The sequence below is a fragment of the Paraburkholderia aspalathi genome (assembly GCF_905220735.1).
Taxonomy (GTDB): domain Bacteria; phylum Pseudomonadota; class Gammaproteobacteria; order Burkholderiales; family Burkholderiaceae; genus Paraburkholderia; species Paraburkholderia aspalathi.
The window spans coordinates 177,571-192,517 of the sequence record NZ_CAJNBA010000002.1 but is presented as its reverse complement, the minus strand read 5'-3'; the positions used below and the strand labels follow the sequence as shown (position 1 = coordinate 192,517).

9 protein-coding genes are annotated in these 14,947 nt (G+C 60.7%); 4 read left to right on the top strand and 5 right to left on the bottom strand.

Features of this window, described 5'->3' with window-relative positions; genetic code table 11:
* Positions 1-136 precede the first annotated feature (136 nt).
* On the bottom strand, positions 137-859 hold the full coding sequence (locus KHO30_RS11815; RefSeq protein ID WP_054038014.1) for a (Fe-S)-binding protein: 723 nt from the start codon (positions 857-859) through the stop codon (positions 137-139).
* 180 nt (positions 860-1,039) lie between these two features.
* Here KHO30_RS11815 and KHO30_RS11810 point away from each other — a divergent pair, with 180 nt between their 5' ends.
* Positions 1,040-1,846 carry an IclR family transcriptional regulator gene (locus tag KHO30_RS11810; RefSeq protein ID WP_093633562.1) on the top strand — a complete coding sequence of 269 codons (807 nt, stop codon included), beginning with the start codon at positions 1,040-1,042 and terminating at the stop codon, positions 1,844-1,846.
* Positions 1,847-1,950: 104 nt separating this feature from the next.
* On the opposite strand, the gene pbpG is transcribed toward KHO30_RS11810, so the two are convergent.
* Positions 1,951-3,135 carry a D-alanyl-D-alanine endopeptidase gene (pbpG, locus tag KHO30_RS11805; protein ID WP_093633563.1) on the bottom strand — a complete coding sequence of 395 codons (1,185 nt, stop codon included), beginning with the start codon at positions 3,133-3,135 and terminating at the stop codon, positions 1,951-1,953.
* A gap of 779 nt (positions 3,136-3,914) precedes the next feature.
* On the opposite strand from pbpG, the gene KHO30_RS11800 reads away from it, so the two are divergent.
* Positions 3,915-4,487 (top strand): phasin family protein, encoded by a 573-nt coding sequence (locus tag KHO30_RS11800; RefSeq protein WP_054038013.1) that lies wholly within the window; start codon positions 3,915-3,917, stop codon positions 4,485-4,487.
* Positions 4,488-4,809: 322 nt separating this feature from the next.
* Here the strand turns inward: KHO30_RS11800 and lpdA are convergent, their stop codons facing one another.
* From lpdA to aceE, 3 genes are all read right to left on the bottom strand, one after another.
* Positions 4,810-6,585, bottom strand: a complete 1,776-nt coding sequence (lpdA, locus tag KHO30_RS11795; RefSeq protein ID WP_200617824.1) for a dihydrolipoyl dehydrogenase — start codon at positions 6,583-6,585, stop codon at positions 4,810-4,812.
* 259 nt (positions 6,586-6,844) lie between these two features.
* The gene (aceF, locus tag KHO30_RS11790) at positions 6,845-8,503 is read right to left on the bottom strand and encodes a dihydrolipoyllysine-residue acetyltransferase (protein WP_211701130.1); all 1,659 of its coding nucleotides are present in this window, start codon (positions 8,501-8,503) and stop codon (positions 6,845-6,847) included.
* 86 nt (positions 8,504-8,589) lie between these two features.
* Positions 8,590-11,286 carry a pyruvate dehydrogenase (acetyl-transferring), homodimeric type gene (gene aceE, locus KHO30_RS11785; RefSeq protein WP_093633567.1) on the bottom strand — a complete coding sequence of 899 codons (2,697 nt, stop codon included), beginning with the start codon at positions 11,284-11,286 and terminating at the stop codon, positions 8,590-8,592.
* Between the two features lie 275 nt (positions 11,287-11,561).
* On the opposite strand from aceE, the gene fixL reads away from it, so the two are divergent.
* Both fixL and fixJ read left to right on the top strand, forming a co-directional pair.
* Positions 11,562-14,078: an oxygen sensor histidine kinase FixL gene (gene fixL, locus KHO30_RS11780; RefSeq protein WP_054038009.1), complete on the top strand. Its 2,517-nt coding sequence runs from the start codon at positions 11,562-11,564 to the stop codon at positions 14,076-14,078.
* Entirely contained in the window at positions 14,075-14,719 is a 645-nt protein-coding gene (fixJ, locus tag KHO30_RS11775) for an oxygen response regulator transcription factor FixJ (RefSeq protein WP_011488992.1), read from the top strand. The genes fixL and fixJ overlap by 4 nt, the downstream gene beginning before the upstream one ends.
* Positions 14,720-14,947: the final 228 nt, after the last annotated feature.

Genomic DNA, 14,947 nt, shown 5'->3' with positions numbered 1-14,947 from the left:
ATGAAAGCGCGAACGAAAAAAACAAGTGAAACGCGCTGTTGAAATGCGCGAGCGAAAAGCGAATCAAATGAACGAGTGAAGCGCGCGAAATGGCGTGTACCGAATCAACTGCGCGTTCTGGATGCTGCGACGATCGTTACGCGTCGCCCGCCAGCACCTGGGCGATGTGCAGCACGCGTGTAGCGGTATCGCCCGTGCGCCGCAGGCGGCCTTCAATATTCAGCATGCAACCGAGGTCGCCGAGCACCACCGTGCCGGCGCCGCTCGCGCCGATATTCGCGCATTTCTCGTCGACGATTGCCGTGGAGATGTCACCGTACTTGATCGCGAAGGTGCCGCCAAAGCCACAGCAGTGCTCGCAATCCTTCATTTCGGTCACCGCCACGCCCACCTGCGCCAGCAGCGCGCGCGGCTGCGTTTTGACACCCAGTTCACGGAGCCCCGAACAGGAATCGTGGTACGTCACCTGGCCCGCGAACTCACCGGGTTGCAATTGCACCTTGGCCACGTTGACAAGGAAATCAGTCAACTCGAACACTTTGGCCCGCAAGCGGCCGAAGCGGTTCATCAACTCCGGATCGTCGGCAAACAGGTCGCCGTAATGCGCGCGGATCATCCCGCCGCACGAACCGGACGGCACCACGACATAGTCGAACTGTTCGAATTCACGCAGGGTTTTCTCGGCCAGATCGCGCGCGATGCGCCGCTCACCCGAGTTGTACGCGGGCTGCCCGCAACAGGTCTGCGCGGGCGGCACCACCACCTCGAAACCGGCGCCTTCGATCAGCTTGATGACCGAAAAACCGATTTCCGGACGCATCAGGTCGATCAGGCAGGTGACGAACAATCCGACTCGCATGAGCCCTCCTTCGGGAAAACGTCCCTGATTATCCGCTGTTTGCCGCACAATACCAACGGCCGGAAGGCATAAGACGAATGCCACGTTAAATTGGAATAGACGTTCCAACTGCTTTCCATCTTTTCACAATACGGGATACAATCAATTTCCGCTGTTTGACGCGTCAACCGATTCCTCCCCATGAGCGATACGAACCCGGATCCCAAAACTTCGATCCAGGTGATCGAACGCATGATGCGCTTGCTCGATGCACTCGCTGCGCATAGCGACCCGGTCAGCCTGAAAGAACTCGCCATCCGCACGGAGCTGCACCCGTCCACCGCGCACCGCATCCTGAACGACATGGTGATGTGCCGGCTGGTCGACCGGTCGGATCCCGGCACTTACCGTCTCGGTATGCGCCTGCTCGAACTGGGCAATCTGGTGAAGGCGCGGCTCTCGGTACGCGACGCGGCACTCACGCCGATGCGCGAACTGCACCGTCAAACCGGGCAGACCGTGAACCTGTCGGTGCGCCAGGGCGATGAGATCGTCTATATAGAACGCGCCTACTCCGAGCGCTCCGGCATGCAGGTGGTGCGGGCGATTGGCGGGCGGGCGCCGCTACATCTGACCTCGGTGGGCAAGCTCTTCCTCGCTGCGGACGAATCAACCCGCGTGCGCGCCTACGCCACGCGTACCGGACTGTCCGGCCATACGCAGAACAGCATCACCGATCTGACCAAGCTCGAACGTGAGTTGTCGCACGTGCGCCAGCAGGCCTGTGCGCGTGATAACGAAGAACTGGAACTGGGCGTGCGCTGCATCGCAGCGGGGATTTACGACGACACCGGCAAACTGGTTGCGGGCCTGTCGCTGTCGGCCCCGGCGGATCGCTTGCAGGACTCGTGGTTGGGGCAGCTCAGCCAAACGGCGCTGCTGATTTCCGCGTCGCTGGGTTATCGCCCTCAGACGCCACAGGAGCATACGCATCCCCAGCACGCATAAGCGGGTGATCACGCGTCCTCCGACGTAATAAAAAAGCCTCGCATCAGCGAGGCTTTTTTTCTGGCCGGTTCGAAAACCGGCCGCGAGATGATGCCAGGGCGGCCTCAGGTACCCGAGCCGCCAGCATCCGCGCTGGTGATGCGCGGCTGATCGCCACCGTTGTCGAGCCACGTACGCAGACGCGTCGCGTCCGCAAAGCGCGAGTACTTACCCGACGAATCGAGCAGCACGATGATCATCGGACGGCCGTGAATGGTCGCCTGCATCACGAGGCACTCGCCCGCTTCGTTGATGAACCCGGTCTTTTGCAGACCGATGTCCCACGTCGGGTTACGCACCAGTGCATTCGTGCTGTTGTACGCCAGCGAACGCTTGCCGGTGTACACCTCGTAGCTGTGGTCGGTCGAGAACTTGCGGATCATCGGATACTGATACGCCGCATTGACCATCTTCACGAGGTCGCGCGCGCTCGAAACGTTCTGGCTCGTCAAACCCGTGGGGTTTTCAAAGTGCGTGTCGGTCATGCCGAGCTGCTTGGCCTTCGCGTTCATTGCCGCGAGGAACGCCGGACGGCCACCCGGGAAGTAACGCGACAGCGCGGCGGCCGCGCGGTTTTCCGAGGCCATCAGCGCGATGTGCAGCATGTCTTCACGCGAGAGCACCGAGCCCACCGACAGACGCGAACCGGTGTTCTTCTCGTAGTCGCGGTCTTCGTCGGTGACCTCGATCTGGTCGGTCATCGGCTCTTTCGAGTCGAGCACCACCATCGAGGTCATCAGCTTGGTGATCGACGCGATCGGCACCACGGCGCGCGAATTCTTGTCGAACAGCGATTCGCCGGTGTTCTGATCGATCACATAGGCGACGCTCGAACGCAGCATCAGCGCGTCCGGCGTGTCGTGCAGACCGAAAGCCTGGCCGACGGTAGGCGGACGCGGTTCGTACGCGACGCGGCGCATCACCGAGTGGTGACGACCGTTCGACGAGTACGTCACGCGCTTGCGCTTGACGCTCGCGCGCGGCGCGTCGTCATCTGCAGCGGCCACGGTCTTCGCAGCGGCGCCTTTGGCGGCCTTCTTGCTCGACACTTTGTCAGCCGGGGCCGCGGCGGGCTTTTTGGCCGCTTTCGCGTGTTTGGAGGTTTTTGCCGTGGTGGCGGGCGTGGCGGCAAAAGTGCTGACAGGCGTGGCGAACGCCGCTGCGATGACCATGGAGACGGCCACCGACAGAGCGGTGCTGCGAGCCGCGCCGTGGATCACTTTTAGCGACGAAAACATGTCGGTTTTCATGGGTGTTCAGTAGGGAGCGGCAAGAGGTTTCCGCAAGTGTAGTAAAACAACGAAAAATTAGCAATTTGAAGCACTTATACGCGCTCCTTAAACCGGCTTGTAAGCTCCGATCGCAAAAACACAAATAAGTGCCACGTTCCGATCGAAAAAAACGATCGCCAACGCGCTTCGCCTCGCCTTTGCCGCCAAATGCCGGAATCGTACCGATTCTTTCAGCATAACGGCAATTTCGAGACAACCTTGATCAGGGGAAATACGGTCAGAGCGCAGGCACGTAAAGCCTTGCCGGCACGCCGGGACGTCGAGCGAGTCCTGCCGCAGGCTGTTAAACACCTGCTGGAGACCGCCAACGCGCATTCGACCGGCATAGAGCATTAACGTTCCGTGACACTTTCTGGTTTACATCGGGAAGAGCAATCGACGGGTTTTTTGTCAAACGCCGATTTGCCATTCCACCCGCACCGGGTCGCATCGCGCGGTCAAAATCCCTCCTGAAATCGGTAACAAATGCGGATTTGTTCTGCACCAGCGCGGTGCGACGGACAAATCAACCTGCGTCAAACGAATGTCATGCCCACCGCATAAGGTATTGTTTTATCAGTAATTTCTTAATATTGTGCGACGCACAAAAAACACTTGACATTCGTTAACACCATCCTAAAATGGGAACCATTGCTGCGATGCACAAAACATCGCGGTCCGGGGAGACGATCTGAGAGCGTCTCGCCACCAACCCAATGCGGTCCGCACAGACAGACCGCGATCCAGGAGCGTAAACCATGACTCTGCTGACCCCTGAGCAATTCGCTGCAGCCCAGAAAGCCAACTTTGAAACGCTGTTCGGCCTGACGACCAAAGCATTTGAAGGCGTCGAAAAGCTGGTTGAACTGAACCTGCAAGTCGTGAAATCGACGCTCGCGGAAAGCCAGGAAAATGCCCAACGCGCCCTGTCGGTGAAGGACGCGCAGGAACTGCTGGCACTGCAAGCTAGCCTCGCACAACCGGTGGCTGAAAAGGCGCTGTCGTACGGCCGTCACGTGTATGAGATCGTTTCGGCAACGCAAGGTGAGTTCACCCGCGTCGCAGAAGCCCAATTCGAAGAGCAAAACCGCAAGGTCCAGTCGCTCGTCGAAAACGTTGCGAAGAATGCCCCGGCCGGTTCGGAAACCGCTGTCGCCGTGCTGAAGTCGGCAATCACCGCCGCCAACACCACGTACGAAACGGTCCACAAGGCAACCAAGCAAGCTGTCGAAATCGCTGAAAGCAACTTCAATGCAGCCGCAACGGCCGCATCGAAGGCGGCATCGCAAGCCGCTGCACAAGCATCGCGCTCGGCAAAGAAGGCAGTCTAAGTTTCAAGCCGCACATCACGCCGGCCCCGCCTCATGGCAGGGCCGGCGCGATTGCAGCAACAACATGCAAGCAACTGCGTCGTGCCGTTGCCGCTCACACGGTTTCATCTGGCCGAACGCTCCGATACGTTGAATGACGTATCGTTTGCCCGGCGAAAGGCCGGGATTTTTTTTCCCGCTGCCTGAGATGCGCGGCGCATGTTGCCAAACGCTCTACGCTGCTTGCTGCATAAAAAACGGCGCGCCCTTTGCGGGGCGCGCCGTTTTTTTTGCCTCTGCTTTTTCGACCCCGCCTGTCTGCATGCAGGCGGGGGCAGCAGCATTATTTCTTTTTCTGCGGCGGCAAGTCGGTGCAGACGCCTTCGTACAACTCGGCGGCCATACCGATCGATTCACCGAGCGTCGGGTGCGGGTGAATCGTCTTACCGATATCCGTTGCGTCCGCACCCATCTCGACTGCGAGACACACTTCGCTGATCAGGTCGCCGGCGTTCAAACCGACAATCCCGCCGCCGATCACGCGATGCGTTTCTTCGTCGAACAACAGCTTGGTGAAGCCTTCGTCGCGACCGTTGGCGATAGCGCGGCCCGAGGCTGCCCACGGGAACACCGCCTTGCCGTACTTGACGCCCTCGGCCTTCAGCTGATCTTCCGTCTTGCCGGCCCACGCCACTTCAGGATCGGTGTAGGCCACTGACGGAATCTGCAGTGCATCGAAGTACGCCTTCTCGCCATGAGCGACTTCCGCAGCGACGTGAGCTTCATGCACGGCTTTGTGCGCGAGCATCGGCTGACCGACGATATCGCCGATCGCGAAGATATGCGGCACGTTGGTGCGCATCTGCTTGTCGACGTCGATGAAACCTCGGTCCGTCACGGCCACGCCTGCCTTGTCCGCGCCGATCTTCTTGCCATTCGGCGTACGGCCGACAGCGACCAGCACGAGGTCATAGCGTTGCGCTTCGGCCGGGGCCTTTTCACCTTCGAACGACACGTAGATGCCGTCGTCTTTCGCTTCCGCTGCGGTGGTTTTGGTCTTCAGCATGACGTTGGCAAAACGCTTGCTGTTGTACTTCTCCCAGACCTTGACCAGATCGCGGTCCGCGCCGGCCATCAGGCCGTCGAGCATTTCGACCACATCGATCTTTGCGCCGAGCGTGGCGTAGACCGTCGCCATTTCCAGGCCGATGATGCCGCCACCGATCACCAGCATGCGTTGCGGAATCTGACGCAACTCCAGCGCGCCGGTCGAATCGACCACGCGCGGATCTTCCGGAATGAACGGCAGCTTCACCGCTTCCGAGCCCGCGGCGATGATCGCCTGCTTGAACTTGACGACCTTCTTGCCGCCGTCCGTCACGACTTCCATGTGATACGGATCGACGAACGAGCCGGTACCCGTCACGACTTCGACCTTGCGCATCTTGGCCATGCCGGCGAGACCGCCAGTGAGCTTCTTGACGACGCCCGACTTGAAGTCGCGCAGCTTGTCGAGATCGATTTGCGGCTTGCCGAACGTGATGCCATGCGAGCCGAGCGCTTCCGCTTCATCGATAACAAGGGCCGTGTGCAACAGCGCCTTCGACGGGATACAACCGACATTCAGACAGACGCCGCCGAGCGTGGAATAACGTTCGACGAGCACCGTCTTCATGCCGAGATCGGCCGAGCGGAACGCAGCCGAGTAACCGCCGGGGCCCGAACCAAGCACGAGCATGTCGCACTCGATATCCGCGCTGCCGGAGAAGCTACCGGCTTGCGGCGCGGGCGCTGCCGCTTTGGACGCAGGCGCCGGCGCCGGTGCAGGCGCTGCTGCCGGAGCGGGCGCTTTCTCAGGCGCCTTAGCCGGTGCTGCGTCTGCGGACGTTTCGACTAGCGCGATGACCGTACCTTGCGAGACTTTGTCGCCGGCCTTGATGCGTACTTCCTTGACGGTGCCGGCGGTATCGCTTGGCACTTCGATGGAGGCCTTATCGGACTCGAGCGTCATCAGCGCCTGCTCGTTCTCGATGACATCGCCCGGTTTGATATTGACTTCGACGACATCGACGTCCTTGAAGTCACCGATATCCGGCACTTTTACTTCGACGAGACTCATAGTGTCCCCTTCTCTTATTGATCGTGATGAGACGAAGAACCAGAAAAAAGCAGCCTAAAAGCAGGCACCGCGGCGGACAGCAACTTCCTTTGCTGTCCGCCCAAGGACGCGCCTTTCTTTTGCCTACTTTTCTTTGGAAGACAAAGAAAAGTAGGTGCCGCCCCGCACAGGGGCAACGCTAATAGACCACTAGGAAAGCAGGTTCTACAGAGAGACGCGGATAAACAAAAAAACCGCGCCCCGCGCAACCATCACCACATCAAAGAATCACACGCCGAAAATCGGCAAGAATCGCACCCAGATACGCATTGAACCGCGCCGCCGCAGCACCATCAATCACCCGATGGTCATACGACAACGACAGCGGCAGAATCAGACGCGGCACAAACTGCTTGCCATCCCAAACCGGCTTCATCGCGCCACGCGACAAGCCGAGAATAGCGACTTCCGGCGCATTGATAATCGGCGTGAAGTTAGTCCCGCCAATGCCACCCAGCGAAGAAATCGAGAAGCAGCCGCCTTGCATCTGATCCGGCTTCAGCTTGCCGTCACGCGCAGCCTTCGACAGCTCGGTCATTTCCTTCGCGATATCGATCAAGCCCTTCTTGTCCGCGTCGCGAATCACCGGAACGACCAGGCCGTTCGGCGTATCGGCAGCAAACCCAATGTGGTAGTACTGCTTGAACACCAGGTTGTCGCCGTCGAGGCTCGCATTGAACGTCGGGAACTGCTTCAAGGCAGCAACCACCGCCTTGATCACGAACGCCAGCATCGTGAACTTCACGCCGGCCTTTTCGTTTTCCTTGTTCAACTGCACGCGCAGCGCTTCGAGATCGGTGATGTCCGCTTCGTCGTTATTCGTGACGTGCGGAATCATGACCCAGTTGCGATGCAGGTTCGCGCCCGAGATCTTCTTGATGCGCGACAACGGCTTCGGATCGACCGGGCCGAACTTGGTGAAGTCGACCTTCGGCCACGGCAGCAGATTCAATTCGCCGCCACCCGCAGCAGACGGCGCAGCAGCGCCTGCCGGTGCAGCACGCTGACCCGTCATCACACCCTTGATGAAACCGGTCACATCCGCTTGCGTAATACGGCCCTTCGGACCCGTGCCCTGTACCTGCGTCACGTCGACACCGAGTTCGCGCGCGAACTTGCGCACGGACGGCGAAGCGTGGCTCGCGCGGCGAGCACCACCCTCGCCAGCTTGAATCAGCGGCGCTTGTGCAAGCGCAGACGGCGAAGCCGGCGCAGGCGAAGGAGCAACCGGCGCATCCGACGGCTTCTCGAGCGCTTCCTGCTTCGCCGCAGGTGCGGCAGCCGCAGCCGGCGCAGCCGCGCCATCCGCTTCCAGCACGACGATGACCGAGCCTTCCGACACGGTATCGCCGACCTTGACCTTCAGTTCCTTGACGACGCCGGCGGCCGAGCTCGGCACGTCCATGGTCGCCTTGTCGGATTCGAGCGTCACCAGCGACTGCTCTTTCTCGACGCGATCGCCGACCTTCACCGAGACTTCGATCACGGGAATGTCTTTGTAGTCGCCGATATCCGGCACTTTGACTTCCTGCAGACCGCCGCCGGCAGCAGCGGGTGCCGGTGCCGGCGCAGCAGCCGGAGCCGCCGCGGGAGCCGGTGCAGCGGCAGGCGCCGGAGCCGGTGCGGCAGCCGCCGCGCCCGCGCCTTCCAGCACGACGATCAGCGAGCCTTCCGACACATTGTCGCCAACCTTGACCTTCACTTCCTTGACGACGCCGGCAGCCGAGCTCGGCACGTCCATGGTCGCCTTGTCGGACTCCAGCGTAACGAGCGATTGCTCTTTCTCGACGGTGTCACCCGCCTTCACCAGCACCTCGATCACAGGAATGTCCTTGTAATCGCCGATGTCCGGCACCTTGACTTCGATCGCTTGACTCATTGTTAGTGTCTCCTGGGCCGCGCACGCCACCCGCTCCTGTCGATCAGGAGCAGGCGCGCACGCCGTGGCACACGGGGAATGATGCCTTAGACGGTCATCGGGTTGGGTTTGGCGGGATCAAGGTTGTATTTCTTGAGCGCCTCGGCGACGACCTTGCGTTCGATCGTGCCTTCATCTGCCAGTGCATTCAACGCGGCAACCGTGACCCAGTAGCGGTCGACTTCGAAGAAGTGACGCAGCTTTTCACGCGTGTCCGAACGGCCGTAGCCATCCGTGCCCAGCACGACGAATTTCTGCGGCACGAACGCGCGGATCTGCTCGGTCAGCGCGCGCACGTAGTCGGTCGAAGCGATGACCGGACCTTGTGCGTCCTTCAGCAGCTTCTCGACGTGCGAGACCTTCTTCTCTTCCGTCGGATGCAGCAGGTTCCAACGCTGCACTTCGTGACCTTCACGAGCGAGTTCGGTGAAGCTCGGCACGCTCCACAGGTCGGCAGCGACGCCCCAGTCGTTCTTCAGCAGGTCAGCAGCGGCAATCACTTCGTTGAAGATCGTGCCTGCGCCCATCAGCTGAACGCGCGGTGCCTTCTTATCAGCATCGGCCTTCCTGAACGAGTACATACCCTTGATGATGTCGGCCGCTACAGCATCGCCCTGCGGAATCGCCGGGTGCTCGTAGTTTTCGTTCATCACCGTGATGTAGTAGTACACGTCTTCCTGGTCAGCAACCATGCGACGCAGACCGTCCTGCATGATGACCGCGAGTTCATAACCGAACGTCGGGTCGTAGCTGATGCAGTTCGGCACCGAGGCCGCCCACAGCAGCGAGTGGCCGTCTTCGTGCTGCAGACCTTCGCCGTTCAGCGTCGTGCGGCCAGCGGTGCCGCCCAGCAGGAAGCCGCGCGAACGCATGTCGCCCGCCGCCCATGCCAGGTCGCCGATACGCTGGAAGCCGAACATCGAGTAGAAGATGTAGAACGGGATCATGATCTCGCCGTGCGTCGAGTACGACGTCGCGGCTGCGATCCAGTCACACATACCGCCGGCTTCGTTGATCCCTTCCTGCAGGATCTGGCCGGTTTCCGATTCGCGGTAGAACATCAGCTGGTCGGAATCTTCCGGCACGTACTTCTGGCCTTCCTGATTCCAGATACCGATCTGACGGAACAGGCCTTCCATACCGAAGGTACGCGACTCGTCCGGCACGATCGGCACGATGCGCTTACCGAGCGCCTTGTCTTTCAGCAGGATGTTCAGGATCCGCACGAACGCCATCGTCGTGGAGATCTCGCGGCCTTCACCCGTGCCCTTCAGCAGCGGCTCGAACGCGTCGAGCGCCGGCACCGGCAGCGACTCGGCCTTCTGACGACGCGCCGGCAGATAGCCGCCGAGGTCCTGACGGCGAGCGCGCATGTACTCGAGTTCCTTCGAACCTTCTTCGAACTTGAGGTACGGCACGTTGACGAGGTCTTCGTCGGGAATCGGCAGACGGAACTGATCGCGGAATTTCTTCAGCTGATCGACGTGCAGCTTCTTCTGCTGGTGGGTGATGTTCATCGCCTGGCCGGCTTCGCCCATGCCGTAGCCCTTGATCGTCTTCGCGAGGATGACGGTCGGCTGGCCCTGCGAGTTCGAAGCTTCCGAGAACGCTGCGTAGATCTTGTGCGGATCGTGGCCGCCGCGGTTCAGGTTCCAGATTTCTTCGTCGGACCACTCGGCAACCAGCGCCTTCAGTTCAGGCGTATTGAAGAAGTGTTCGCGAACATACGCGCCCGACTCCGACTTGTATGTCTGATATTCACCGTCGACGACTTCCATCATCCGGCGCATCAGCGCGCCCGACTTGTCGCGTTGAAACAGCGCATCCCAGCGGCTGCCCCAGACGACCTTGATGACATTCCAGCCGGCGCCGCGGAATTCGCTTTCGAGTTCCTGGATGATCTTGCCGTTACCGCGCACCGGACCGTCGAGGCGCTGCAGGTTGCAGTTGATCACGAACACGAGGTTGTCGAGGCGTTCGCGACCGGCCATGCCGATTGCGCCGAGCGATTCCGGTTCATCCGTTTCGCCGTCGCCGAGGAAGGCCCAGACCTTGCGGCCTTCGGTCTTCGCAATGCCGCGCGCCTGCAGGTACTTCATGAAGCGCGCCTGATAGATCGCCATGATCGGGCCGAGGCCCATCGAGACGGTCGGGAATTGCCAGAAGTCCGGCATCAGCCACGGGTGCGGGTACGACGAGATGCCCTCGCCGCCCACTTCCTGACGGAAGTTGTCGAGCTGGTTTTCGGTCAGACGGCCGAGCAGGAACGCGCGCGAGTAGACACCCGGCGACGAGTGACCCTGCACGAACACGAGGTCACCACCATGTTCAGCGGACGGTGCGTGCCAGAAGTGGTTGTAGCCGACGTCGTACAGCGTGGCAGCCGACGCGAACGAGGCGATGTGACCGCCGACGTTCGTATCCTTGCCCGCGCGCAGCACCATGGCGATGGCGTTCCAGCGCGTGTACGAGCGAATCCGGTGTTCGAGGTCCTGGTCGCCGGGAATCGGCGCCTGACGCGACACGGGAATCGTATTGATGTAGGGGGTGTTTGCAGAGAACGGGAGATGTTCGCCATGTACGCGGGCGAATTCGATCTGTTTCTCGATCAGGTAGTGAGCGCGATCGGGGCCCACAGCAGAAATCACGCCATCCAGCGCTTCCAGCCATTCGCCGGTTTCCTGGGGATCGTCGTCTTTTTCGGCAGCGACATATTTCATGACTTCGTCGGGTACAGCGGACATGCTCGTCTCCTGGATATAGAGGAACGCTCTTTGAACAGACGACGCGGACGAAGCACGGCCGCGGCAGCTTCGGCCGATTGTAAAAGGGGTCCCGACGTCTGCGCAACAAAAATTTCGAATCACGAGATCGAATCTCATAATGCGGAAAATTGTTGCGGCGCAACCTGATTTGACTGCCGATCGACCGATACGTCGGCTAGTTTGCGCCGAATAACGGTTCTTTCAGCGCTTTTTTGCGCCATTTGCTAGTGACTCGCTGCGCTACAATGCCACGCATGTTGACCGAACGGCTTTTCGCTCGCTCGGCGCGCACCGCTGGTTCGCCGGCGGATTCGACGCCGTCCTCCCGCTGGCACCACGGACCGTGGTGGTCGAACTCCTATTTGCTCACGCCGCTGCTGTCGATCCTGGTTTTCCTGGTCGTCATGAGCCTGATTCTGTGGAGCCTGAACCGGCGCGAACAGCAGCAGCAGGAAGACACGCTCTATCGCAACGTCGCGTGGGCGCAGCAGCAGATCCGCCTGTCCATGACGGGCGCGCAGGAACAGATTCAGGCCCTCGCCCGCGATCTCGTCGCCGGCCACGCCGATCCGCATTCATTCCAGGTGTCCACCACGGACATCATGCAGGGGCATCCCGAGATCCTCTACATGAACTGGTACACGAGCCTGCAGCAACCGCGCTGGCCCAATACCGCACTCCCCGTGTTCGGCCAGCGTCTTGCCAAGCCGAACGACGCGCAGATGGACGAGGCCGTCAAAGCCGCCTTCAACGAGGCGCGCAATACGCGCCGCCAGGTGTACTCACCGCTGATCTACGACGACCTCGGCAACGGCTACATCACGCTGCAGACGCCGGTCTACCGCGACCGTGACTTCCTCGGCACGATTGCCGCGGTGTTCTCGGTGGAAGGCATCCTGAAGCACGACATTCCGCCCGAGTTGTCGGCGAAATACAAAATCTCGATCATCGACGTGAACAACCGCGAGTTGACCACCACGTCGACCCGCCCGCGCCTGCCGCGCGACATGTTCTACGATCTGCCGCTCGACCCGCCGGGCCAGGGCGTCTCGGTACGCGTCTACGCGTTCCCGCAGATGACCAACTTCACCAACAACACGCTGGTCTGGCTGGTGGCCGGCCTGTCGTGCTTCGTGTTGTGGAGTCTGTGGAGCTTGTGGAAGCACACGCGGCAACGTTTCGAGGCGCAGCAGGCGCTCTACGCCGAAGCGTTCTTTCGCCGCGCAATGGAAAACTCGGTGCTGATCGGTATGCGCGTGCTCGACATGCACGGCCGCATCACTCACGTCAATCCGGCCTTCTGCCGCATGACCGGTTGGGACGAAAGCGATCTGGTCGGCAAGAACGCGCCATTCGCTTACTGGCCGCGCGATGCCTACCCTGAGATGCAACGCCAGCTCGACATGACGCTGCGCGGCAAAGCCCCTTCTTCGGGCTTCGAATTACGGGTGCGCCGCAAGGACGGATCGCTCTTCCATGCACGCCTCTATGTGTCGCCGCTGATCGACAGCTCGGGCCGCCAGACCGGCTGGATGTCGTCGATGACCGACATTACCGAACCGAAGCGCGCGCGCGAGGAGCTCGCCGCAGCACACGAACGCTTCACAACCGTCCTCGAAAGTCTTGACGCCGCCGTTTCCGTGCTGGCCGCCGACGAAGCCGAGCTACTGTTCGCTAACCGCTACTACCGGCATCTCTTCGGCATTCGCCCGGACGGCCATCTGGAATTGGCGGGCGGCGGGTTCGATAGCGCACAGGCGTCGTCCGATTCGATCGATATGGTGGATGCATACGCGGGTCTGCCGGCTGCCGCATTGACCGAAAGCACCGCCGACGCGCAGGAAGTCTACGTGCAAAGCATTCAGAAATGGTTCGAAGTGCGCCGCCAGTACATCCAGTGGGTGGATGGCCACCTCGCGCAGATGCAGATCGCGACCGACATCACCACCCGCAAGCAGGCTCAGGAACTCTCGCGTCAGCAGGACGAGAAGCTGCAGTTCACCAGCCGCCTGATGACGATGGGTGAAATGGCCTCGTCGCTCGCGCACGAACTGAATCAGCCGCTCGCCGCGATCAATAACTATTGCTCTGGAACCGTGGCACTGGTTAAATCCGGTCGAACGACGCCTGACAATCTTCTACCCGTGCTCGAGAAAACCGCCCAACAGGCGGTGCGGGCTGGCATGATCATCAAGCGCATTCGCGAGTTCGTGAAACGCAGCGAGCCGAAACGGCAGGCTACGCGCGTGGCCGATATCGTCGCCGATGCCGTGGGTCTCGCCGAACTCGAAGCGCGCAAGCGCAAGATTCGCATCGTGACCGATCTGCGCTCGCGCCTGCCGGTGATTTACGTCGACCCGGTGCTGATCGAGCAGGTGCTGGTGAACCTGCTGAAGAACGGCGTCGAGGCCATGCACGATGCGCGTCCGAATGCGGTCGACCCGGTGATTCGCGTCGTGGTGCGACTTGAGAGCGGGTTTGTCTGCATCAGCGTCGTCGACCAGGGACCGGGTGTCGACGAAGCGACGGCCGAGCGTCTGTTTGAACCGTTTTACAGCACCAAGTCCGATGGTATGGGCATGGGGCTGAACATTTGCCGTTCGATTATCGAATCGCACCGCGGCCGTCTGTGGGTGGTTAACAACGTCGAATCTGACGGCCACATCACAGGCGCCACGTTCCATTGCAGTCTGCCCATTGGAGAGCCTGACGGCCCGAGCAACGGCGGGTCAGAGGCGCCGAAACCACAAACCGTTACGGGAGAGATATGAACAGCCCAGTCACCACACAGGAAACGGTATTTGTTGTCGACGACGACGAGGCCGTGCGAGATTCGCTGCGCTGGCTGCTGGAGGCGAACGGCTACCGCGTGCAATGCTTCTCCAGCGCCGAGCAGTTCATCGACGCATGGCAGCCGCATACGCATCCGGGCCAGATCGCGTGTCTGATTCTCGATGTGCGGATGTCCGGCATGAGCGGGCTCGAGTTGCAGGAACGCCTGATCGCCGACAACGCGTCGCTGCCGATCATCTTCGTGACGGGCCATGGCGACGTGCCGATGGCTGTGTCGACGATGAAAAAAGGCGCCATGGACTTCATCGAAAAACCTTTCGACGAAGCCGAACTGCGCAAGCTGGTCGAGCGCATGCTCGACAAGGCACGCAGCGAAAGCACCAGCGTGCAGCAGCAACGCGCAGCGGCCGAACGTCTCGGCAAGCTGACCGCGCGTGAACACCAGGTGCTTGAGCGCATCATCGCCGGCCGCCTGAACAAGCAGATCGCCGACGACCTCGGCATCAGCATCAAGACGGTTGAAGCGCACCGCGCGAACATCATGGAAAAGCTCAACGTCAACACGGTCGCCGATCTGCTGCGACTGGCGCTGTCGAACAAGCCGCAACCGGCGCAATAAACATAACGACCGCGGCGCGGCCCGCGGCTCGTTACTGCGTTTCAACGGCCGGACTGTCGAAAAGTCCGGTCTGTTCCATTTTCCTTCCCCCTTCTCCCGCTTCGCTACAGCGATGCGCGGCATAGTTAGACGCGTGCGCACCCGCACCGCATCTTTATCCCGTAATCATTACGCATTACTCAGCAAACGCTTACGCTGCGCGGCAATAACTTCTTTCCTCCGACAAGA